The 22,314-nt window shown below is 62.8% G+C and carries 22 protein-coding genes; 13 read left to right on the forward strand and 9 right to left on the reverse strand.

What is annotated here, in order from left to right:
• Positions 1-189 precede the first annotated feature (189 nt).
• From F3089_RS14610 to F3089_RS14625, 4 genes are read left to right on the forward strand one after another with little or no spacing between them, the layout of a single operon-like run.
• On the forward strand, positions 190-930 hold the full coding sequence (locus F3089_RS14610) for an ABC transporter permease (RefSeq protein WP_225741783.1): 741 nt from the start codon (positions 190-192) through the stop codon (positions 928-930).
• Complete coding sequence (locus F3089_RS14615) at positions 927-1,676, forward strand: ABC transporter ATP-binding protein (protein ID WP_192497400.1); 750 nt, start codon at positions 927-929, stop codon at positions 1,674-1,676. The genes F3089_RS14610 and F3089_RS14615 overlap by 4 nt, the downstream gene beginning before the upstream one ends.
• The gene (locus tag F3089_RS14620; protein ID WP_151441530.1) at positions 1,673-2,668 is read left to right on the forward strand and encodes an ABC transporter substrate-binding protein; all 996 of its coding nucleotides are present in this window, start codon (positions 1,673-1,675) and stop codon (positions 2,666-2,668) included. The genes F3089_RS14615 and F3089_RS14620 overlap by 4 nt, the downstream gene beginning before the upstream one ends.
• A complete protein-coding gene (locus tag F3089_RS14625; RefSeq protein ID WP_151441531.1) occupies positions 2,665-3,843 on the forward strand; it encodes an NnrS family protein in 1,179 nt (392 codons plus the stop codon). The genes F3089_RS14620 and F3089_RS14625 overlap by 4 nt, the downstream gene beginning before the upstream one ends.
• A gap of 94 nt (positions 3,844-3,937) precedes the next feature.
• On the opposite strand, the gene F3089_RS14630 is transcribed toward F3089_RS14625, so the two are convergent.
• Positions 3,938-6,172 carry a TonB-dependent receptor family protein gene (locus F3089_RS14630; protein ID WP_192497401.1) on the reverse strand — a complete coding sequence of 745 codons (2,235 nt, stop codon included), beginning with the start codon at positions 6,170-6,172 and terminating at the stop codon, positions 3,938-3,940.
• A gap of 263 nt (positions 6,173-6,435) precedes the next feature.
• On the opposite strand from F3089_RS14630, the gene F3089_RS14635 reads away from it, so the two are divergent.
• Genes F3089_RS14635 through F3089_RS14650 form a run of 4 tightly spaced genes read left to right on the forward strand, consistent with a single transcriptional unit; the run spans position 6,436 to position 9,591 of the window.
• On the forward strand, positions 6,436-7,878 hold the full coding sequence (locus F3089_RS14635) for a cbb3-type cytochrome c oxidase subunit I (RefSeq protein WP_151441533.1): 1,443 nt from the start codon (positions 6,436-6,438) through the stop codon (positions 7,876-7,878).
• A complete protein-coding gene (locus F3089_RS14640) occupies positions 7,875-8,894 on the forward strand; it encodes a cbb3-type cytochrome c oxidase subunit II (RefSeq protein WP_151441534.1) in 1,020 nt (339 codons plus the stop codon). Before F3089_RS14635 ends, F3089_RS14640 begins: the two co-directional genes overlap by 4 nt.
• Positions 8,894-9,121, forward strand: coding sequence for a hypothetical protein (locus F3089_RS14645; RefSeq protein ID WP_151441535.1), 228 nt, complete (start codon positions 8,894-8,896; stop codon positions 9,119-9,121). Before F3089_RS14640 ends, F3089_RS14645 begins: the two co-directional genes overlap by 1 nt.
• Positions 9,122-9,132: 11 nt before the next feature.
• Complete coding sequence (locus F3089_RS14650; RefSeq protein ID WP_192497402.1) at positions 9,133-9,591, forward strand: cytochrome C; 459 nt, start codon at positions 9,133-9,135, stop codon at positions 9,589-9,591.
• 51 nt (positions 9,592-9,642) lie between these two features.
• Here the strand turns inward: F3089_RS14650 and F3089_RS14655 are convergent, their stop codons facing one another.
• From F3089_RS14655 to F3089_RS14675, 5 genes are read right to left on the reverse strand one after another with little or no spacing between them, the layout of a single operon-like run.
• The gene (locus tag F3089_RS14655) at positions 9,643-10,113 is read right to left on the reverse strand and encodes a nitrous oxide reductase accessory protein NosL (protein ID WP_151441536.1); all 471 of its coding nucleotides are present in this window, start codon (positions 10,111-10,113) and stop codon (positions 9,643-9,645) included.
• 2 nt (positions 10,114-10,115) lie between these two features.
• Complete coding sequence (locus F3089_RS14660; protein ID WP_151441537.1) at positions 10,116-12,053, reverse strand: nitric oxide reductase activation protein NorD; 1,938 nt, start codon at positions 12,051-12,053, stop codon at positions 10,116-10,118.
• 12 nt (positions 12,054-12,065) lie between these two features.
• Positions 12,066-12,854: a CbbQ/NirQ/NorQ/GpvN family protein gene (locus F3089_RS14665; protein WP_151441538.1), complete on the reverse strand. Its 789-nt coding sequence runs from the start codon at positions 12,852-12,854 to the stop codon at positions 12,066-12,068.
• The gene (locus F3089_RS14670; RefSeq protein WP_151441539.1) at positions 12,851-14,206 is read right to left on the reverse strand and encodes a cbb3-type cytochrome c oxidase subunit I; all 1,356 of its coding nucleotides are present in this window, start codon (positions 14,204-14,206) and stop codon (positions 12,851-12,853) included. The genes F3089_RS14665 and F3089_RS14670 overlap by 4 nt, the downstream gene beginning before the upstream one ends.
• 45 nt (positions 14,207-14,251) lie before the next feature.
• The gene (locus F3089_RS14675) at positions 14,252-14,704 is read right to left on the reverse strand and encodes a c-type cytochrome (RefSeq protein ID WP_151441540.1); all 453 of its coding nucleotides are present in this window, start codon (positions 14,702-14,704) and stop codon (positions 14,252-14,254) included.
• Positions 14,705-15,063: 359 nt separating this feature from the next.
• On the opposite strand from F3089_RS14675, the gene F3089_RS14680 reads away from it, so the two are divergent.
• Positions 15,064-15,816 carry a Crp/Fnr family transcriptional regulator gene (locus F3089_RS14680; protein ID WP_192497403.1) on the forward strand — a complete coding sequence of 251 codons (753 nt, stop codon included), beginning with the start codon at positions 15,064-15,066 and terminating at the stop codon, positions 15,814-15,816.
• Positions 15,817-15,855: 39 nt separating this feature from the next.
• Complete coding sequence (locus tag F3089_RS14685) at positions 15,856-16,590, forward strand: Crp/Fnr family transcriptional regulator (RefSeq protein WP_151441542.1); 735 nt, start codon at positions 15,856-15,858, stop codon at positions 16,588-16,590.
• A 12-nt stretch (positions 16,591-16,602) separates the two neighbouring features.
• On the opposite strand, the gene F3089_RS14690 is transcribed toward F3089_RS14685, so the two are convergent.
• Genes F3089_RS14690 through F3089_RS14700 form a run of 3 tightly spaced genes read right to left on the reverse strand, consistent with a single transcriptional unit; the run spans position 16,603 to position 18,612 of the window.
• Positions 16,603-17,082: an RrF2 family transcriptional regulator gene (locus F3089_RS14690; RefSeq protein WP_151441543.1), complete on the reverse strand. Its 480-nt coding sequence runs from the start codon at positions 17,080-17,082 to the stop codon at positions 16,603-16,605.
• Positions 17,082-18,260 carry an NnrS family protein gene (locus F3089_RS14695; RefSeq protein WP_151441544.1) on the reverse strand — a complete coding sequence of 393 codons (1,179 nt, stop codon included), beginning with the start codon at positions 18,258-18,260 and terminating at the stop codon, positions 17,082-17,084. Before F3089_RS14695 ends, F3089_RS14690 begins: the two co-directional genes overlap by 1 nt.
• Positions 18,253-18,612: a YbaN family protein gene (locus F3089_RS14700; protein WP_151441545.1), complete on the reverse strand. Its 360-nt coding sequence runs from the start codon at positions 18,610-18,612 to the stop codon at positions 18,253-18,255. The genes F3089_RS14695 and F3089_RS14700 overlap by 8 nt, the downstream gene beginning before the upstream one ends.
• A 99-nt stretch (positions 18,613-18,711) precedes the next feature.
• Here F3089_RS14700 and F3089_RS14705 point away from each other — a divergent pair, with 99 nt between their 5' ends.
• The 3 genes from F3089_RS14705 (at position 18,712) to F3089_RS14715 (ending at position 22,243) form a co-directional block, all read left to right on the forward strand.
• Positions 18,712-19,083, forward strand: a complete 372-nt coding sequence (locus tag F3089_RS14705) for a SirB2 family protein (protein WP_151441546.1) — start codon at positions 18,712-18,714, stop codon at positions 19,081-19,083.
• A gap of 146 nt (positions 19,084-19,229) precedes the next feature.
• Positions 19,230-20,573, forward strand: a complete 1,344-nt coding sequence (locus F3089_RS14710; RefSeq protein WP_502707351.1) for an MFS transporter — start codon at positions 19,230-19,232, stop codon at positions 20,571-20,573.
• A 65-nt stretch (positions 20,574-20,638) separates the two neighbouring features.
• A complete protein-coding gene (locus F3089_RS14715) occupies positions 20,639-22,243 on the forward strand; it encodes an MFS transporter (protein ID WP_151441547.1) in 1,605 nt (534 codons plus the stop codon).
• Positions 22,244-22,314 lie beyond the last annotated feature (71 nt).

Genomic DNA, 22,314 nt, shown 5'->3' on the forward strand with positions numbered 1-22,314 from the left:
AATGCATGGTGCTTTTCGTGGGATTGGCGCCATGATGCTTGATGCGGGTCAATAACCGGAAACGGAGGTCTGTGTTAATCTGCAAATATGAATAAGAATGATTCCGGAAACGCGCTAGTCCGCCACAGAGCATCAAATGTCGCGCACGCCTGGCAGGGGTTGCTGGGTAGAATTGGTGCTCTTGGTGGAGTGCTCCTGTTCCTCGCGCTATGGGAATGGGCCAATACGGTCTACGGGGATTTCATGATGCCCGGGCCGCTTCAGGCAGCAGCGGAGCTCGTGGACCGGATGGCCAACGGCGAAGCCTTCCATTATGCGCTTGCGACCGCGGGAAGGGCGCTTCTGGGCTTTGCCGCGGCGGCCCTTATCGGAATTCTGGCCGGTACCCTGGCGGGTGCTTCCCGAGGGCTGGGCCGGCTTCTGGAGCCGGTTTCCACGGTACTGCTTGGTATCCCCCCGATCGCATGGATTGTGCTGGCCATGCTGTGGTTTGGCAGCACCCTGATGACGCCGGTTTTCACGGTTGTCGTCACCAGCATTCCCATCACCTTTGCCGGCGCCCAGATCGGCATGCGTACTCGTGACCCCGGGCTGGATGAGCTGGCGCGGATTTACGGGCTGGGTCCGGTGGCCCGCGTGCGGGAGCTCTATCTGCCGCACCTATTCTCTTATCTTTTCCCCTCCCTGATTACCGCCATGGGCGTGGCCTGGAAGGTGACGGTGATGGCGGAACTCTTTGCCATGGAGACCGGCATTGGGGCGGGGCTGGCACAGGCGCGGGTGGCGCTGGACACCGCTGCGGCGCAGGCCTGGATGTTGCTGGTGGTTGTGCTGCTGCTGTTCATGGAACACGGGATGCTCAGACCGCTGCAGCGCCGGCTTGAACCCTGGCGCGCGGGCTCCGGCGGACGAGGCATGGAGACGGTTTGAGCACGATTCTGCGTTTTGAGGACGTCGCCTGTCGTCCTGGTCAGGCACCGGTGCTGGAGGGATTGTCGTTCCAGGTGGAGAAGGGCGAGATCCTCTGCATCGTGGGGCCATCCGGGTGTGGCAAGACAACGCTGCTGCGTCTCGCGGCGGGGCTTATATCGCCTGACGGCGGGCGCGTGGCACGTGCCGGTGACTGCGCCATGGTCTTCCAGGACCCACGGCTGCTGCACTGGCAGCGCGTCACCGACAATATCGCGCTCGGTCTCCGGGCCAGGACGGTCCCGTCGCGCCAGCGACATGAACGAGCCTGCACCATGGCGGCAGAGCTGGGCCTTCAGGCGCATCTGAACTGCTATCCCCATGAACTCTCCGGCGGCCTGAAACAGCGCGTTGCACTGGCGCGTGCGCTGGTTCTGGATGCGCCGCTCATCCTGCTGGACGAACCCTTCAATGCGCTGGATGTGGGCGTGCGACAGGACGCGCAGTCACTGCTCCACGATTCCGTGCGCCGGCATGGCGTGACGGCGGTACTGGTTACCCATGACCTTACGGAAGCGGCCCGGCTCGCGGATCGGATACTGGTCATGGGCACACCCCCTTCACGCATCGTCCACGAGACGCGCCTAGACGAGCCCTTCAGCCGGCGGGACGCGGTCTTCCAGTACCGGGAGGCCGCCGCACTGCTGGAAAACAGCGTGGTCGCCACAACATTCCAGGGCCTTACAGACAGGGAGACCCCATCATGAACCAGACACGCCGTGACTGCCTCACCTGGGCGCTGGCCGCATCCGGCCTGGCTCTGCTGCCGGGGCCAATACCCTACGCGGCCGGCAGCAGGGAACTGGCCGTGGGAACACCGCCGGGGCTTCCCGGCGTGGTGCTCGCACGGATGCTTGAGACCGGTGACTGGCAATCCCATGGGCGCGAACCCCGCCTCAGAAGCTGGCGTGACCCGGACCAGTTCAGGACCTGGATTGCACGCGGCAGCGTGCAGCTTTCCGCCTCGCCCACGAATGTGGCGGCCAACCTCTACAATCGCGGTGTGCCGGTGGTGCTTCTCAATGTGTTCATCAGGGGGACGCTGGGCGTGGTGGTGCGCAACGGGCCTGCCGCTCACCTGGAAGACCTGGCCGGAAAACGCATTGGTGTGCCCTGGCGGGGCGATATGCCGGACCTTGTCTTCCGTTATGTGGCCCAGCGTGAGGGCATGAGCCGCGACGATTTCCGTCTGACCTATCTCGGAAGCCCGTTCGAGGCGGTACAGATGCTGCTTGCCAAGCGCCTGGATGCGGTGGTGCTTCCGGATCCGCTGCGTAGTGCGGCCCTCAGACAGGCCGCGAACATGGGTTTCAATGCGCAGGATCTGGATCTGCAGAGCGCCTGGCATGAGGCAACGGGCCATGAGGTGATGCTGCCCCAGGCCGGGCTTGTGGCGCGACGGGAATTGGTCGAGGAGGCTCCGGATCTCATTGAAACAGTCCAGCAGGGGATGGCCGGGGCGGTGGCCTGGGTGAACGAAAACCGTGACGCTGCGGCTCGCGATGGCGCACAACGCGACGATGTGCCGCAGCCCGTGCTGGCTGACGCGCTGGAACGGACCCCCATTGAACTGACTACGGCTACGGAGGCGCGTGAAGACCTGGAATACTTCTTCGGGGAACTGGCAACGCTTTCCAGTGACTTTATCGGCGGCGGCTTGCCGGATGCCGGTTTCTACTGGAAGGACGGTGGCGGATGAGAACACTGCTTGCCTACGGATTCCGGCCGTTCTTTCTGCTGGCCGCCGCCTACGCGCCGCTCAGCCTGATTCCCTGGCTGCTGATGTTGTGGCGTTTTGGTAGTAGTGACGGGGGGCTGAATCCCGCGCTCTGGCATGGCCACGAGATGCTGTTTGGTGTGGTCGGGGCGGGGCTGGCCGGTTTTCTGCTGACGGCACTGCCGAGCTGGACGGATCGTGAACCGATTGCGGGCCGGCGGTTATTGATGCTGGTCGGGCTCTGGTTGGTATCGAGGCTGACGCTTTGGTTTGATGCGTCATTGCCGGACTGGATGATCGGGGTGGGTGCCTGCCTTTTCCTGCTGATCCTCTGCCTTGAGGCCATTCCGTACTTTATGGCGCCGGCGGGTCGTCGCCACTGGAGCCTTGCGACGCTACTGTTGCTGGTCTGCGCCAGCCAGGTCGCATTCCACGTGGTACGGGCCGCCGGCAATGGCGCTGTGATGGAACCGGCAACACTCCTGGATCTGGCCCTGCACCTTTACATCATCATGATCGCCGTCACGCTGACCCGCATCACCGCTGTCGTGATCCCTTCGGCGCTGGAGCGCAGTGGCTACAGCGCCATGATCCGGCTCAGTCCCGCCCGGATCCGCGTTGCGATCGGCATGCTGTGTCTCTACACCGGTGTCGCGTTTGTCCTCCCGTCCCATCCGGTAACCGGCTGGGTGGCGTTGGCCGCGGCGACTTCCCAGCTTGATCGGCTGTCCGAATGGCCCTGGGGCCGCCCGATGGGGCAGCCCTTCCTGCTGCTGGTCGTATTGGCCTATCTCTGGATCGTGCTCGGACTGGTGTTCAACGGCATCGGCCTGCTTCTGGAGGGCGTTCCGGCGGGTCTGGGGCGGCATGCGTTCGCCATCGGCGCGGTGGGTACCGCGCTCATGTCGGTGTTCTGCATCGCCGGGCTGAGGCACACGGGCCGGCTGCTTGATGTGCCCTGGCCCATATGGATCAGCATGACGGCGCTGTCGGTCTCCGCGCTGCTGCGTGTCCTGGTGCCGTTGCTCTGGCCTGGGCTGTTCCTGCCGCTGGGCGTGGGCACTGCCTTCCTGCTCTGGGCGAGCGCCTTTGCCGTGTATCTGATCTGCTACACGCCGATGCTGGTGCGTCCAAGGGTGGATGGGTTACCCGGGTAGTCGAAGGGGGCGGCCTGTCCCCGGAGGGAATCGGTGCCCGGAATCCGTTATGCAAAGGGGAGGGAATGACCCCGGAAGGCCGGGGCCGTGAGGGTCAGAATTCCAGGCGGATGCCGGCATTGACGGCGCGGCCGGTGCCCGGAAGGAAAGTGGTAACCTGTTCCGGGGTCGCGTTGGGCGGACCCGGATTGGGGACCCTGTCCCGGATCAGGTAGCTGGCTGCATATTTGCGATCGGTCAGGTTCTCACCCTGCAGGTAGACGGACCAGAGCCCGCCGGACTCATAACCCACCCTGAGGCCGAGCAGTGCGTAGCTTTCCTGTTTTATGGTGTTGGCGTGGTCCGTGGGGGTATCGCTCGGCAGCCAGAGCACCTTGGGTGCGATACTGAATCCGTTGGCCTGTTCGTAGGCGAGTTCCGCCTGAAGCCGGTGCTCCGGGATCCCGGCAATCCGGTTGCCGTCGAACTTGCCGCCGTCAAAGCGGAAGTTGCTGTAGTCATAGGCATTCTGGAACCTCAACTGGTCGCCTTCCTGCACAAGGCTGTCCGCCATCCGCCAGGTAAGCCCAAGCTCAAGCCCCTCGCGCGTGGTGTTGTCCGAGTAGTTTGAGGTTGTGCCGAATCCGCCGGTGAACGCTTCATCCGTGAGCAGTTCATCATCGAGACGGCTGTAATAGGCGGCAATATCCCAGCTCAGGTCCTGCCACTGGCCGCGGCTCCCCGCTTCGAAGGTGATCGCACTCTGTGCGTCGAGCGGCGCCGCCCCGATAACACCGGGCCCGATATTGGGAGTGGCGCTGTTGGTGGGATCCGTGCCGGCCGGAGACAGGATCTCGAGGAAGGTTGGTGGCTCATAGCTCTGGCTCAGGTTGGCAAACCAGGAAGTATGGTCATCTGGCTCAAAGAGGATGCCCAGCCTGGCATTGACGCCGTTATAGGTCTGTCGCCGCTCAACCGTGCTGTCCGTCTGCATCTGTTCGTACTGGCCGGATCCGGCGTTATAGCGGGGCCGCTGGCCGGGGGTTGCGAAGGCTTCATCCACGTCACGCACCGCATGGATCAGCTGGGCGGCGGTGACCAGTGTCCAGCGCTCCGACAGTGGGTGGCGGTAATCGCCATACAGCATGGTGTTGACCGCCGTGAGGTCGTTCTCGGCAAAGGTCCTGCCGACGCTGCCTTCCTCGTTGGCGCTGAATTCACGCGTCATCTCACCAAGGGCAGCATCAACACCGAGATTGAGGGTGCCACCGGTGCCCGTATCCGTGATCTCGAGTGCGGCCTGGGCGCTGAGATCGTCGCTGTCGCTGGCCCTCACCGCCGTTGGCGAGGCGAAAGTGTCATCACCATGCTGGTAGCCAAGGCCGAACTCGGCGCGGCCTGCCTCGGTGGGACTTGTGGTGCGGATGGCCGCCCGGGTGAAGCGCGATGCCCGCCAGGGCCGGTCGCGGACGACGTTGGGCCCGACGCTTTCAGAGCCGGCCCGCTGGGGTGGCGGCGGTGCCGGGACAACGCCCCGGTTGACCTGCTCCGGATCGTCCCTGAGCTGGGCCCGGTTGAGGGGGCCGGGGATATCGAACTCAAGGTCCGCGTGCTCGAAATAGAGCCGGGTCTCGCCCCCGTCCGCGTGTGCGAACCCCAGGTTGCCGCCGACAACGCCTCGGCGTGATTCGTTGTGCCTGCGGAAGCCGTCCGCTTCCGAGAAAGTGCCCGTTATGTGATAGTCCCGGTCGCCTTCGGCGTCGCCATGGGAGACCTCAATCAGGCGCTGGCCAAAACTGCCCCCGCTGAGCTCGAGCGCGGTACCCGGGTCGGTGCGCCCGGTGGGAGATACCAGGTTGATGGCGCCGCCGAGCGCGGTTCCCCCGTATTCAACCGCGTTGGCGCCGCGATACACCTCCATGTGGGAGGCAAGCCGGGGCTCAAGCGCACCGATCACGTAGGAACCGTCCGCAAGATTGATGGGCAGGCCGTCACGGAGCAGCCGGATGCCGCGTGCTTGCGGGTTGCTCTGTATGCCGGAACCACGGATGTTGAGCCGTGGCTGGTCATTACCGCCAAAGAACTCCTGGATCATAACCCCCGGCTGCAGGGCCAGCGCGTCAGACAGGGTGTTCTGCTGCCGATCGCCTTTCTCCACGTCGATGACGTTCACGCCACCCGGGGTACGGCTCAATGCCTGCTGGCTTTCCTCCAAAGTGGGTTGTACGCCTTCAATCCGTTCACCTTCGATGATGACAGGAGGTGCCTCAAGGGTTGTTGCGTGGGCACCCGTAACGAGAGCCAGCCCAGCAAGTTGGGCTGCCCCCAAGCGCGATAGATGGTTTTTCATCGAAATCATACCTTTTAAATGAATTAATTTTCATGTGCATGATAACGATTCGCGTTCGCAAAGGAATTGAGTGATATCAACTCCGGGGATTCCATTGGCGCAGCAAGCGGAGCCATGGCACTGCGGCCCTATGTGTATCAGGCATCATTCATGCGTAAAGCCACCTTACGTTACCCACTTTACAAACGGGGCCACGCCCAATAAGATTTATTTTTGATATATATTAAATGCCAATCCCATTTTGAACGGCTCAGGGAATCCCGATGAACGATACGTCATCCATTCTCCCAAGTTCTCGGCCTTTCGTGGTCAGCAAGTCCTCGGTCGAGCCCGTGGCCGACTCCGACACGGCGATGACCCGCTTGATCTTTGCCTACATCGGCTGCGCCACCTTCTGGCTCCTGGTGGGCACGCTGGTAGGTGAGTACCTCGGCATCAAGTTCGCGGCACCCGACATTGACCGCGTGCCGGAGCTGTCCTTTGGACGGCTGCGACCCGTGCATACCAATACCGTGTTCTGGGGGTGGGGTTCACTGGCGATGATCGGGCTGGCGCTCTATGTGGTGCCCAGGACCAGCCGGCGCCGCCTTCACAGCCTGCCACTCGCGTGGATCGCGCTGGTGTTGATCAATGCCGCCGTGCTCGTGGGCGACCTGCTGCTGATGGCCGGGGTGAACAACGCGGGCCAGGAGTACCGCGAGTACATCTGGCCGGTCATGGGGGTATTTTCCGCCGGCGTTGTCCTTACCACCTATAACCTTCTGCGCACGATTGCGGACCGCGGTGTGGAAGAGATCTACATCTCCAACTGGTACATCATGGGCGCGCTGCTGTGGACGACGGCCCTGATGGTCATCGCCCATATCCCCACGTACCAGAGCACGGGCGTGAGCGAGACGGTGATCCAGGGGTTCTACATGCACATGGGGGTTGGCATGTGGTTCACGCCCATGGTGCTGGGCTTTACCTACTACTTCCTGCCGAAACTGCTGAACAAGCCCATCTACTCCTACTCGCTGGGTGTGCTCGCCTTCTGGACGCAGATGGTGTTCTACAGCATGATTGGGGCCCATCACTTCGTCTATGCCCCGATTCCCTGGGCGCTCCAGACTATCGCGATCATCTTCAGCGTGGGCATGGTGATCACGCTGGCGGCGGGCACCGGCAACTTTCTCATGACCATGAAGGGCAGCTTCCGTACCGTCGGGCGCAGTTACAGCCTGCCGTTCATCCTGGTTGGTGTGATCTCGTATTTCGTGTTCTCTCTACAGGGCACTTTCGAGGCGTTCCGCTCACTGAGTCAGGTCTGGCACTTCACCAATTTCACCATCGCCCATTCCCACCTGACGATGTATACCTTCGTCAGTTTCCTGATCTGGGGTGGCATCTATGCCCTGCTGCCAAGGCTCACAGGGCGCGAGCCATCGACCCTGATTACTGGGCTCCATTTCTGGTTCGCCCTCGTGGGCCTGTCGCTCTACGGTATTGCGCTGATGATCGGCGGTACCCTGCAGGGGCTGAGCTGGATCTCCGGTGCCCCGTTCATGGAATCGGTCAGGTTGCTGGAACCGTTCTATCTGTGGCGGGCGGTCGGCGGCACGCTGATGTTCCTTTCCCACCTTTTCTTTGCCTACAACGTCTGGTGTATGCGCCCGCTACCCCGCGCGGGTAACGAGCGCGAGACTGCAATGGGGGCGGCGTCATGAGCTTTCACCGCAATCACTGGCTTCTTTTCGGTACGATCTTTTTCGGTTTCATCGCCATCGCCATTGCCATTGCGATTGCGCCGGCCTACTGGGTCCAGGTACAGACGCGGGCGAACCAGGACGTGGAGCCCATGACCGAACAGGAACAACGGGGCCTGGGCGTCTATGTCAGCGAGGGGTGTGTCGCCTGTCATACGCAGCAGGTCCGCCCGATCGAGATGGACAACCCCTGGGGGCGGCCCTCGGCGCGGCGTGACTACGCGAACCTGGGCGACACAACCAAGTGGTGGCGCCCCTATGCGCCGGCCGTGCTCGGCAGCGCCCGCATCGGTCCGGACCTTTCCAATATTGGCAATCGCCAGTCCAGCGAGGCCTGGCAGTACCTGCACCTGTACAACCCGCGAGCGGTCGTCGGTGATTCCATAATGCCGGCCTATCCGTGGCTGTTCGAGGTGAAGCAGGATCCCGATGAAGACGCCACGGTTGTCTCCGTGCCCGATCCCTATGGCCCCGACGAGGGCAAGGTGGTGCCGACGCCCCGGGGCGAGGCGCTGGTGGCGTACCTGCTGTCGCTGCAACAGCCCCGTGAAGGATCAGAATCCGGGTCCGGGGATGACTCCGAAGAAACCAGTACGGCGGCAAGTGACGACACAAAGGGTCAAACAGACGATGGCGCTGGGGATCTTCCCGACGGCGGATCCCTTTACAGCCAGCACTGTGCCAGCTGTCACCAGGACAGTGGCCAGGGGGTGCCGGGAACCTTCCCGAGCCTCGTGGATAACGGTGTTGTGACGGCGGAGGATCCTCTCAAGCACATCGAGACGGTACTCGACGGCGCCCAGGGCCGTAAGATTGACGGCCAGACCTATCCGTCGCCCATGCCCGGGTTTGCGGATCAGCTGAACGATGCCGAGATTGCGGCGATCGTAAACCATGAAAGAACAAGCTGGAACAACGACGCGCCCACGATAACGGAAGACGATGTGACCCGCGTGCGGGATGGCGGAGGTGAGTGATGCTTTCACGATTCATCCTGGCAGTGGTTCTGGTTTTTCTGGTATCCCCGATAGCCGTTGCGTCGGGTTCCGGCGGTGCGCCCAATGCCGTGCTCGAGATAATGGTCAAGGGGTTTGGCGTGGGAGTGGTTGCGGCAGTGTTCGTCTACACGGTCATATGCTTCATCTGCCCGGGTGAACACGACAGCAGGCACATCAAGCACCGTATTCTGGGAGATGACTGGTAGGAGAAGCTTGCATGAATAACACGGGAGATCAGGACAGGACCCGCATTGAGGTCTTTCTCGATGATGACCCGGAACCGATCGTGACCCATCGCCCTCCTGCGAGGTTCCAGCTGGATACGACCGAGATGGAGGATGGCGTCCATACGCTCTACATCCGCGCCTACGATTCCGGGGGGCACCAGGGCATACGCCGTGTTCCCTTCACGGTGCGCAATGGACCGAGTATCGCGGTGAACGGCCTCAACGACAATGATGTGCTGGAAGGCAAGCTTCCCATCCTGATCAACTCCTACGGCGGCACCCAGGAGGCGTATTGGGAACCGGAGCGGGTGGAAACCCCCGCACCGGCGCCGACCTGGGTGTGGGTGCTTTTCCTGGTGATTGTGGCGTTTGCGGCTTTCTACGGGGTCCAGCAATGGAGTCCACCGCAGGAGATGCAGGAGACGCCCACTTACGGCGACCCCTCCTGATGGCGGCCGTCAGTTGCTGGATATCGATGTGGACGGGCACTACGGCCCGGCTCAGGGATCAGGTTGATTGACGATCCGTCCGCCATGTTTGCTTGCAAAGATTTCGGCATCACCGAGGTCAGAAAAGCCGACGGGGGCTTTCTGACCCTGACCGTTGTCCCGGTCATGGCCGACCACGAACCACGCGGTATCCATGGTAACCCAGTCCCCTGAATCCGCTGGGTCCCAGTCCACATCCGACAGGTCACGGGTGAAGGCAACGATCTCGCCCTCGCTACCGTCCTGCCCCTGCCGCCATTCAAGCAGTTCCGCCGTGCTGCAGAAGTACTGCTTCTCGCCGGTCTCCGCCAGGCAGGCCTGGGCCTGGGGGCCGGCGCATTCGCGCATGGGGGTGCCGTTCATGGCGGTTTCCTCCGCGGCACTGGCCTCGGGGCCGCAGCCTTCGGGAACCGGGGCCTCGCCGCAGCCTGTGAGTGCGGCACCCAGGATCAGCAGGGCGAGGGGGCGGTGGATTCGATGCATGGTCAGACTCCTGCAATCTGCTGGTAGATGCCGGGCAGCGCCGCGCTCAGCTGTTCCGGGCGCTGTACGATGTGGTAGGCCCCGCGCCCGAAGACCCAGGGAAAGTACTGGCGCGCCTGCTGATCGATGGTGATGCCGAAGGTGCGCACGTCCTGCTGGCGGGCTTCCAGTACCGCCTTGCGGGTGTCCTCCAGGGCGTATCGCCCTTCGTAGTAGTCGGTGTCGTTGGGCTTGCCGTCCGTGAGCACCAGCAGCAGGCGGTTGCGGTTGCCGCGCTGGGCCAGCTCCTGGCTCACGTGCCGTATGGCCGCGCCCATGCGGGTGTAATGGCCGGGCTTGAGGGCCTGGATGCGCCGGCGCACGGTTTCGTCCACGCGTTCGTGGAAGCCCTTGATGGTGTTCACTTCCACATTGTGGCGGCGCCGGGAGGTGAAGCCATGGATGCTGAAATCATCGCCGCAGGCGGCCAGACCGTGGCAGAGCACCAGCAGCGCCTCCTTCTCCACATCCAGTACCCGGCGGTCTTCCAGCCAGGATTCGGTGGAAAGCGAGGTGTCGACCAGCAGGGTCACGGCCAGGTCCCGGGTCTGGGTGAGCAGGGCCTGGTGGATGCGTTCTGAGCCGTTGCCGGTGGCGCGGATGTCGCAGCGGTTACGGATGAGCGCGTCCATGTCGAACTCGTCGCCGTCCGGCTGTTCGCGCAGCCACTGGCGCTGGGGCTGCAGGGCCTCGAACTGGCGCTGGACACGGCGGATGCGCCGGCGTGTGCCTTCATCCGGCGTCCAGCCCTCACCTTCCTGGGACTGGATGGCCGGGTGCACCCGGCACTGGTCACCGAGATAGCGGTTCCTGCGGTAATGCCATTCCGGGTAGGTCACCGGCCCGCTGAAGGCACCGATATCCGGAGCCTCCGGGGTCAGGTCCAGCTCCACCTTCAGGCGCGAGGCGGTCTTCTCCCGGTGGGGGCTCAGCGTGATCTCCTCGATCTGCTCCGCCGCCTTGCGGGCATCCTCCTCATTCTCGTCCTCGACCGGGCGGTTCACGTTGACCATCTCCGTCCAGGACAGCATCTTCTCGAAGATGTTCAGCGCCAGCGGGTCGTCGCGCTCGCTCTGGTCCTGGCGGCGGCGCGTGGCCTGGCGCTTGCCGCCTTCGGCCTCGGGCGTGGCGCCCTGGCGTGGATCCTCGCCGTCTTCCGGCTCCTTGGGGGTGCCCGCGTGAAGGCCGGGGCGGCGCTGGCCCCAGAAGGGCACCGGCAGCGGCGGTCGGTAACCCGCCGGCGTAGTCTCCGGCAGGGCGGTATCCGCACCATCGAAAACCCACGCCAGAACCTGCTCCCGCTCCCGGGTGGCGGGATCCCGCTGCTCGCCCAGAAGCACCCGTATGCCATGATCCACCGCGTCCTCCCAGGCCGGCAGCCGCTGGCGCGGACGCACCGACAGAAGGTGTTCGCGGCAGGCCCTGCCGGTGGCCGCCAGGCCGGGAAAGTCCCGCTCCAGGTTGCCTTCGGCCTGATGCACTGCCCCCAGCCAGGCAACGTCCGCTGCCAGCGCGGGCTGGTCCGGGGCCGGTTCGGGCAGGAGGGTGAGCAGGGCGGTCAGCCAGTGGTAGGCGCCCCGGTTGAGCGCACGGCTGGGAAAGTAGTCCATGCGTGGTGGCAGCAGCAGCTGGTCATCGTCGAGAAACGCCATGTCCAGGCTTTCCCGGTCGAAGCCGAGCTTCTGGCGGAAGGTCAGGCGGTGGCCGGAGACACGCGGTTCCACGGCACTGACCGGGATGGCCCCGGGCCCGCCCATGGCGCGGAAGAACACGCCCAGGCTGCCCTCGAGTTCCGCCAGGGCAACGCCGGCGTCCGGGTAGCGCGGGTAACTGACCGCGCGGGAGGCCCAGCGGTGCCATAGTTCCCCGGCGATTTCCTCAACCTCGAAAAAGGATGCCAACCTGGCGTCTCCTCAGCCCCCGAAAGTGGCCCTTATGGTTTCCATCAGCCCTTCACGCACGTCGGCATCGTCACTCAGTGGCTCCACCAGCGTCGCGCGGCAGGCCTGCAGCACCGGCATGCCGGCCTGGATCAGCCGGGCGCAGTAGACCAGCAGGCGGGTGGAGACCGCCTCCTCCAGGTCCTGCCCTTTGAGCTCCCGCAGGCGCACGGCAAGGTTCACCAGGGCCCTGGCCCGTTCCCGGGCCAGATCGCTCTCGTGCACCACGATGGCCAGCTCCTGCTCCGGAGGCGGGAAGTCCAGCTCCAGCGCCACGAAGCGCTGGCGGGTGCTGGGCTTGAGCGACTTGAGCACATGCTGGTAGCCGGGGTTGTAGGAGGCGACCATCATGAAGTCCTCCGGGGCCTCCAGGGTTTCGCCGGTGCGGTCCAGGGGCAGCACCCGACGGTCGTCGGTCAGCGGGTGCATGACCACCGTCACGTCCTTGCGCGCCTCCACCACCTCGTCCAGGTAGCACAGGCCGCCATGGCGCACGGCCCGGGTCAGGGGCCCGTCCGTCCAGACCGTCTCGCCGCCCTGCAGCAGGTAGCGCCCGGTCAGGTCGGAGGCCGTGAGGTCGTCATGGCAGGCCACCGTCTGCAGGGGCAGGCCGAGGCGCGCCGCCATGTGGCTGACAAAGCGCGTTTTGCCGCAGCCGGTCGGGCCCTTGAGCAGGAGCGGGAGCTTACGGTGGAACGCATACTCGAAGAGCTCACGTTCGTGGCCGACCGGTTCGTAGTAGGGCGCTTCGACGGCGCTCATTGGCTGCTCCCGTTACCGTTGCCGCCTTTGACATGGGCTGGGAGCTGCTCACGGGCCGGTCCGAAGATGGCGATCAGGAACAGAACGACACCCAGCGCCACGGCGGTACCCGAGCCAAGCCGCATGATGAAGAAAATATCCAGCTGGTTCTGAACCGTCATGAAGTCCTCGCCCAGCACCCGCTGCATATGGGTCTGGACCACCCCGGCAAAGGTGAGAGTGAAGGTCATGAAGCACATGCCACCGACCATGATCCAGAACGACCACATGTTCATGATCTGGTTGTAGGGCTGGAGCCGGCGCAGCTGGGGCATGGCATAGCTGATGATGGCCATGTTGAGCATCGCGTAGGCACCGAAGAAGGCCAGGTGCCCGTGCGCCGCCGTGATCTGGGTGCCATGGGTGTAGTAGTTGACCCAGGACAGGGTATGCATGAAGCCCCAGACCCCGGCCCCGAAGAAGGAAACCACCGCGCAGCCGAGGGTCCAGAGCATGGCCGCCTTGTTCGGGTGTTCCCGGGAGCCCTTCCAGAACATGTAGAAGGCGAACATCACCATGGCGAAGAACGGAATGACCTCCATGGTAGAGAAGATGTTGCCGATGGGCTGCCAGTAGCCGGGGGTGCCCAGCCAGTAGTAGTGGTGGCCGGTGCCAAGGAGGCCGGAGAACAGCACCAGGCCCACGATCACGTACAGCCACTTTTCGATGATCTCGCGGTCCACACCGGTCATCTTGATCAGCAGGTAGGCGAGGATGGAGGCCATGATCAGCTCCCAGACGCCCTCGACCCAGACGTGCACGATCCACCACCACCAGAGCTTGTCCTGGGCCAGGTTGTCCGGTTCGTAGAAGGCGAACATCCAGAAGATGGCCGCCAGCCACAGCCCCAGCAGCAGTACAGTGGAGACCGACGTGCGCCGGCCCTTAATGACCGTACGGGTGTTGTTGTACAGGAACATCAGGAACGAGATGGTCAGCAGGATCTTCACATAGACCGGCTGCTCCAGGTAGTGGCGGCCCCCATGGATCCCGAACTGGTAGCCGATCAGCGCCGCGGCACCGGCACCGGCGAAGATCGCGAGCTGGATGTAGGCCATGGTCGGTGAGTGGAGCTCAGTCTCGGCCTCTTCCGGCAGCAGGTAATAGGTGGCGCCGAAAAAGCCGATCAGCAGCCAGACCAGCAGCAGGTTGGTGTGGCTCATGCGCATGATGTGGAAGGGCATGGCCTCGGAAAGGAATTCGGGCATGACATAGACGGTCGCCGCCATCAGCCCGAAACAGATCTGCAGCGCGAACAGCGCCATGGCCACCGCGAAGAACGGCAGGGCCACTTTCTGGGTTTCATACTTCATCGGTTCTCTCCCTGGATGAACGGACGGAGTGGATTGCGGGCATGGTCAGCCGGACTTGTGCGGTGGCCAGTCGTGGGTGTCGATACCGTCCACCCACTTGAAGAAATCCACCAGGTGGTCCAGCTCCTGTTCGTTGAGGTTGAACTGCGGCATCTGGCGGCGCCCCGGCGCCTCGATGGGCTGGGCTTTCATCCACCCCTTGATGCCCGCCCTGGCGGCTTTCGGATTCTCGCGCCCGCCGTAGCGGTGCCAGACGTTGGACAGTTCGGGCCCGAAGTAGGCCCCTTCGCCCATGATGGTGTGGCAGTTGATGCAGGAGTGCTCCTCCCAGACCTCCTTGCCGGCGATGACGTCCTCATCCAGCTTGTCGCTGTTGGTCGAGGTGGTACTCATGTAGATATGGGTATGGATGGTCAGGCCGGCGAAGATCAGGAAGAAGATCGTCGAGCCTCCATAGAAGATGTTGCGCGCGGCGTTTCGGGTCAGTCCCTCGGACATGGGCGTGTCCTCCCGGTCATGGCTTTGGGGTCTGCACGGCGGTTCCGTGACTGGTGTGATTATCCGGGCTGACTTTAAAGATGTAAAACAGATAAATCAATAATGGGGTTCTGGTGTCTGCTTATGGCGAGCCCGCCGTAGACCATTCGCATGATCCAGCTGTGAATAAAAAATCCGAGGATTGCGGCCAGCCTCTCTCTGATTTAAGATGCATATTAAATAATTCTTTGAGGTGGCGGTGCAGCATGGGACCCACAGGGAGTACCACCTAAGGGGCGCAGCCTGAACGGCCGGGAGTTTGTAATATGTCAAGGCATAACACCCCCACAGCGAACAACCGTCAAACCGAGGAGGCTGCCGTGACATCCTGTGACGCGATCAAACTGGCCGATGTAACCCATGCGAAGCTGGCAGAGCCCCTGCTGTGCCCGCGTCTGGAGCACTGCGCCATCCACCGGCACCCATTCTTCCAGGATCTGGGCGATCAGGATCTGGCCAGCCTGTGCCAGCGCAGCCGCCTGCATACTCTGGAGGCGGGAGAGATGCTTTGCCGCGAGGGGGACAGAGCGGAGCGGTTCTTCATTGTGCTTTCCGGTTCCGTGAAGCTGTTCCGGGTCACTGACCAGGGCAGCGAGCGCGTTCTGGGCAGTGCCGGCGCGGATGAGGTGCTTGCGGAGGTTGCAGCCTGCTCACCGGATGGGCGCTACCCTTGGTATGCCCAGAGCCTGGAGCCCACCCGGGTCCGCTCGTTCAGTGGTGCTCTGCTGCGGGAGATGGTGGCCGGTCGTTCCGATTACATGATGAACGTGATGCGCTACGTGGCGGCAGCCATGTCCCAGACAGTGGAGGAGCGCACCATTCTGACGGCGCAGAACGCCCGGGAGCGGCTGGTCCAGTATCTGCTCAGCCTGGTTCCGGGCGCGGACCGGCGCAACACCGGGGTGGTAGTGGAACTGCCTCTGCCCAAGGGGCTCCTGGCCTCGCAGCTGGCCATGCAGCCTGAGACCCTGTCCCGTGTGCTCAAGGAGCTGCGTAACCGCGGGCTGATCCAGGTTGCCCAGCGTCAGGTCACCCTCCTGGACAGGGCGGGACTGCAGGAATTCGTGGGATAGGCCCAGGCCTTCACCGGGAAACAGAGCGAGTTGGAGTGAATGCAGGAGACACGGATCCGGAACGATGAAGCGCAACGCCTGCGTGAGCGGCTGCTCGCGTACAACCCGTTCCGGAGCCTGTCCCGGCGTGAGCTTGATAACCTGATCGGAGCGACGGTGCGGCTGGAAACCCGCGCCGGAGAACTGCTGTTCAGTGAGGGGCAGTCAGCCCATTACTGTGGGGTGGTCGACAGCGGCCAGATTGCCGGTGTGCGCTACACCGAGAATGGTGACGAGAAGTTCTTCTGCACCCACGGCCCCGGGCGTCTGGTGGCGCTGACGGCCGCGTTTCTCAATGGCAGTGGCTACATCATGAGTTACCGGGCGACGCTGCGCAGTCGGGTGTTCGGGGTCCCGGCGCGCCAGCTGCGAGCCCTGGCCGAGGCCAACGGTCCCTTCGCTTCCCGCCTTCTGGAACAGACCAGTGAACGGCTTCAGTGCTCCTTCAACCAGGTGGATTTCTTCACGGCCAGTTCCGCCGAACAGCGGGTGGCCGCCTTCCTGCTGCAGCTCCATGAGGAGCAGGAAAGCCGTGAGATTCGCCTGCCATGCCGCCAGAAGCAGGTGGCCCTGATGCTCGGTGTCCGTGAGGAGACAGTCTCCCGGGTGCTCAATGACTTCCGGCGCGAGGGGATCCTGGCGCCGGAGCGCAGCCCTATCGGGCTCAGGGATCTGGATTTTCTGGAGCGGCTGGTGGGCGAGCAGTACGGCGGGCTGAGATTCGGCGCACTCTGAACAGGCCGGTCTTCAAGTTCCCGGCCTGCTGTTGAGAGCCGGCGTCGGCTCGCCTTCCAGTGTCAGCGCCAGGTGCTGTCGCAGTTTCTGGGCCCGTGGTGAGGTGACATCCTCCAGGCTGTAACCGTCCAGAACCTTCAGGAACGCCCCCAGGGCCTCATCCAGCACGAACTTCAGCTGGCAGCTGGGCGTGATCACGCACTGGTTATCACACCCGAAGCATTCCGCGATTTTCAGATCCGGCTCCATGGTGCGGACCAGATCCCCCAGCATGATCCGTTCGGGCGGCAACGCCAGGCGCAGGCCACCGCCCTTGCCGCGGATGGTTTCCAGGTAGCCGTGGCGTTGCAGCTCATGGGCCACCTTCATCAGGTGGTTGCGGGAGATGCCGTAGGCATTGGCAATCTCGCGGATGGTGCCCAGCTGGCCGTCGCGCAGTGCCAGGAACATGAGCATGCGCACGGCGTAGTCGGTGTGGCGCGTCAGTCGCATCAGCCAGGCCTCCCGTCAACGCGTGGCCGCACAAGGATGCCCGTGTAGCGGAACAGGAAGAGCCCGAAGGCGATCATCCACAGCAGGGCGCTGACACTGATGCCCGTCTGCCAGGCCATGCCGCCGGCGCCGGTGACGACCCGGATCAGGGCTCCCAGGTGGATCATCACGAAAGCAGTGACCATACCGCCCGGCAGAACCAGTGTGCGACCGGTATGGCCCAGCACCACGCGGCTGATTACGCCCAGAATGAGTCCGCCCATGGCGCCCAGGCCGGTGGCGTGGACCCAGACCGTCTCGGGTATGGCGTTAAAGCGGCTGGCTGCGAGAAGCCAGAGCGCTACTGGAATCCACAGCAGCGACAGGTGCAGGATCCACAGCAGCGGTTCACGGGCTACCCGCCATCCGCGCCAGAGCAGGATGCGGACCAGTGCCACGGTTCCGGCCACCAGTGCCAGGATGCCCGTAACCGGGTCAGGCAGCACGAGCACACTCAGGAAGGTCAGTGCCATCACGCCCAGAACCAGTTTCTCCAGCCAGGGAATGATGGTGATGCCGTCAGTAGAGAGCCCCCGGGTCCGCAGCCACCCCTTGGAGAAGTTGGGGGTGATGCGGCCTCCGATGATCAGCATCAGTGTCATGGCCATGAGCAGGGCACCGTCGAGGGCAGTGCCGCTGCCGCTGATGAGAAAGGTCGCCTGCATCAGCCAGAGCCCGAGGAGAACCAGCAGTATCGGGATCTGGCGCGGCTGGCGTGCCCGCCACACACGCAGGCCTGCATCCAGCATGAGCAGCGGCAGGAACAGCAGGTTCACGCCGACGACCAGCCATTCGGGCAGCGATTCCCCGAGCGTGATCACCAGCCTCCCCATGAGCCAGACGCCCCAGAGCCCCGCCAGCGGCCAGCCATGGGTGCGTGTGGTGCCCGTCCAGACACAGACCGCGGTCAGCAGGAAGCCGGCAATGGCGGCCTGCAGCCAGGCAAAGACCATCTCGTGCTGGTGCCAGGCCAGTGCCGGGATCGCCAGCGGCAGATCCAGCCGCCCGGTGACGGCGCCCACCCAGAGTGGGACAATCACCACGGCCTGTATGGCCAGAGACAGGAAGAAGATACGGAAGGGGTAGCTGAACAGCGTGACAGGGGACAGGCGGGGTGGCGTGTTGAGCGGTTCAGCCATCGGGTCGACTCCAGAGCCAGATCGTGACGCACAGCAGGAACGGTGGCAGCACCCAGCGCAGAAGCTCCGGCGCCGGCGAGACCACCAGCATGGTCAGGCTGATGGCGATCAGCACAGAGGCGGTCCACTTCGCCCTCCTGGGTACGGCCCGCTTTTCACGCCAGGCCCGGATGGAGGGGCCGTAACGCGGATGCTCCAGCAGGCGCTGCTCCAGTTCCGGCCAACCATGGCTCCCCGCCCAGGCGGCCACCAGCAGGAAAGGCACCGTGGGCAAGCCTGGAAGGGCTACCCCCAGGGCGCCCAGGAGCACCGCCAGGGACGCGAGCAGGCGCCAGAACGCTTTGAGGAGCATCAGACAGTCCGTCATTGTGCTGCTGCCATATCGCATGACAGAGTCAGTGTAACCCAGTTAAGATATATTTTAAATAAATCTTAGTGTCCGGGGTCGACTATGGAGTTCTATCACATCGTCAAGGGTGTGCACATGCTGGCCGCCTATACCACCGCAGCCCTGATGCTGCTGCGCCTGGGGCTGGATGCGGCTGGTCGGCCGGGCTGGCGGGGTACACCGCTGCGCTGGGTTCCCCACCTTAATGATACCGCCCTGCTGGCCGCCGCACTGGGGCTGCTGGCCTTCAGCGGCTGGATGCCGTTCGTTCACCACTGGTTGACCGGCAAGGTGATCCTGCTGGTGGGCTATATCCTGGCCGGCAAGTGGGCACTGGATCAGACGCGGACGCCCGGAGTAAGAGTGGTGTCAGCACTCGTGGCCCTGGCTCAGCTGGCAATGATCTTCGCATTGGCCATCCTGAGGCCGCTTTGACCTACCTCAACTTTTCTGCGCCTACCCCTATATGGGTAACATCCTGATTATTTGGAAATAAACCTGTATGTGAAAGGCTCCTTTCTGGTTAGGCTGTGCCAGTAGGTCACAAAGCGCCGTGTGGCCGCTGACTGGAACAGGAGTAAATGATGCTGAGTGAACACGACTACGATCCACCGCGGGCCCATAGGGCGCTCGCATTCTCCACCCTGGCGTTCACCGTGTGTTTCGCGGTCTGGACGATCTTTTCCGTTATCGGAGTCAAGATCAAACAGGATCTTGGGCTTTCGGATACGCAGTTCGGGATTCTGGTGGCGACGCCAGTGCTGACCGGTTCCATCAGCCGGATCTTTCTTGGTATGTGGACCGAGCGGTATGGCGGACGGCTGGTTTTCACCATCCTGATGCTGGCCACATCGGTGGCAGTGTTCCTTCTCTCGACCGTTACCACTTACGGCCTGTTCCTGCTCGCAGCCCTGGGTATTGGCCTGGCCGGTGGCTCATTCATTGTTGGCATTGCCTACACGTCTGAGTGGTATGACAAAAAGCACCAGGGAACCGCCCTCGGTGTTTTCGGGGCGGGTAACGTCGGTGCTGCTGTCACCAACTTCGGGGCACCTTTTCTTGTGGTCGCCCTTGGCTGGGAGATGACCGCCCAGGTCTATGCCGCCGTTCTTGCTGGTATGGCTGTTGTCTTCTGGTTCATGACTGAAAATGATCCGCGTCTCAAGCGCCGCAGGGAAGAAGGAGCGGAGCCAACGCCTGTTAAGGAACAGCTGGCGCCGCTTAAAAACCTTCAGGTCTGGCGTTTTTCGCTGTACTACTTCTTCGTGTTTGGCGCCTTTGTTGCGCTCGCCTCGTGGCTGCCCAACTACTACGTGAATGTCTATGAACTGAGCCTGGAGCAGGCGGGCATGCTCGCTGCCCTGTATGCTCTGCCCGCCTCGGTTTTCCGGGCCCTCGGGGGCTGGATGTCAGATCGGGTAGGCGCGCGTGCGGTGATGTACTGGACCTATGGCGTGTCACTGCTGTGTCTCTTTGTGCTGAGCTACCCGCAGACACGCTACATCATCGAGGGTATTGATGGCCCGATCGAGTTCGCCTTTGGCATACCGCTGGCCCTGTTCGTGGTACTGACCGTAGCCCTTGGTTTTGTCATGTCACTCGGCAAGGCAGCGGTCTATAAGCATATCCCTGTCTACTACCCGGATCATGTCGGCTCTGTCGGTGGCCTTGTCGGCATGATCGGTGGTCTTGGGGGCTTTTTCCTGCCGATTATGTTTGGCGTCCTTAACGATCTGCTTGGGATCTGGACCAGCTGTTTCATGCTGCTCTTCCTGCTGGTCCTGATCTCGTTGCTCTGGATGCACGGCGCCATCGTGCGCATGGAGCAGCGCCGCCATCCGGAGCGCGGCGAAGAGCAGAGTGCCCGTGACCTTCCCGAGATCCAGCTGGATTATGGGAAGGAAGCGCAGGCTTCGAAAAACTGAAACAGGGTCGGGAGGTCCATCCTCCCGACTGACTCAATCCATTCATTCTGACCCGGAGCTTTATTATGGGTGATCTCTATAAATGGGATGTGGAAGACCCAGACTTCTGGGAGTCAAAGGGTAAGAAAGTCGCCAACCGCAACCTGTGGATTTCCATCCCGAGTCTGCTGTGCGGTTTTGCGGTGTGGCTCTACTGGGGGATCATCACGGTCCAGATGGACAATCTGGGCTTCCCGATCCCCAAGGAAGAACTCTTCACACTGACGGCCATCGCTGGCCTGACCGGTGCCACACTGCGGATTCCCAGCAGCTTCTTCATCCGCATTGCGGGTGGTCGTAACACCATCTTCTTTACCACGGCCCTGCTCATGATTCCGGCCATCGGAACGGGCCTGGCCTTGCAAAGCAAGGAAACCCCGCTCTGGATCTTCCAGCTTCTGGCGTTTCTCTCCGGTATCGGTGGCGGTAACTTTGCCTCATCCATGTCCAACATCAGCTTTTTCTTCCCCAAGAGTAAGCAGGGGCTGGCGCTGGGGCTGAATGCCGGTCTGGGCAATGCGGGTGTTACCACCATGCAGATCCTGGTGCCGCTGTTCATGACCATCGGTGTCTTTGGCGGAGCACCCATGGTGCTGGAAAACGGTTCCGGAACACTGATCGGCAAGATCCCCGCCGGCAGTGAGACCTATATCCACAATGCGGGCTACCTCTGGCTTCTGTTCCTGATTCCGCTGGCTTTCGCCGGCTGGTTTGGCATGGACAATATCCGCACGGAAGGCGTTTCGCCCAATATCGGCAGTCCTCTCAGTGCCTTTGCCAAGATGACGGGCATGTTGTTGATCGGCTTCTTAACCGCCGCTGTGGGTCTCTACATCATCCTGCCGCAGCCGGTTGGGCTGGGTACGCCGGACTGGGTCAAGTGGCCGGTCATCGCGGGCATCCTGTTCGCCACTTTGATGCTCCTGAAGCTGATCCCGGGTGAGATCAAGCCCAATCTGGCGCGTCAGTTCAAAATCTTCTCCAACAAGCACACCTGGGTGATGAGTCTGATCTACACCATGACCTTTGGCAGCTTCATCGGCTTCTCCGCCGGCTTTGGTCTGGCCATCAAGGTCATCTTCGGCTATCAGCACATCATGGTGGATGGGGTCATGACTCACGACACGCCAAACCCGGCGGGTCCCTCCGCCCTGATGTGGGCCTGGATGGGGCCGTTCATCGGTGCCCTGATCCGCCCTGTTGGCGGCTGGATTGCGGACAAGGTCGGGGGTGCGCGTGTGACGGGCATTGTTGCGGTGGTGATGATCGCCAGTTCTCTGGGGGTGGCCTATTACATGCAGCAGGCCTATGCCTCCCAGACGCCGCAGGAGTTCTTCGTGCCCTTCCTGTTGCTGTTCCTGGTGCTGTTCGCGGCTACGGGCATTGGTAATGGCTCCACCTTCCGTACCATCGCCAAGGTCTTCAACACCGAGCAGGCCGGGCCAGTACTGGGCTGGACCTCGGCAGTCGCCGCCTATGGCGCCTTCATTATTCCCAAGGTGTTCGGGGAACAGATCAAGGCCGCCACTCCGGAAAATGCGCTCTATGCCTTTGCCGTTTTCTACGCGCTGTGCATGGTGGTGAACTGGTGGTATTACCTCGGACCGAAGGCCGAATACCGCAACCCTTAAAGCGCAGGGGGAGCTAACCGACAGGCCCGTGGAACGCGGAACGGGCCTGTCGCCCAACAGGAAAACTCCGC

It is taken from the genome of Halospina sp. K52047b (genome assembly GCF_008709855.1).
GTDB classification, from domain to species: domain Bacteria; phylum Pseudomonadota; class Gammaproteobacteria; order Pseudomonadales; family Oleiphilaceae; genus Halospina; species Halospina utahensis_B.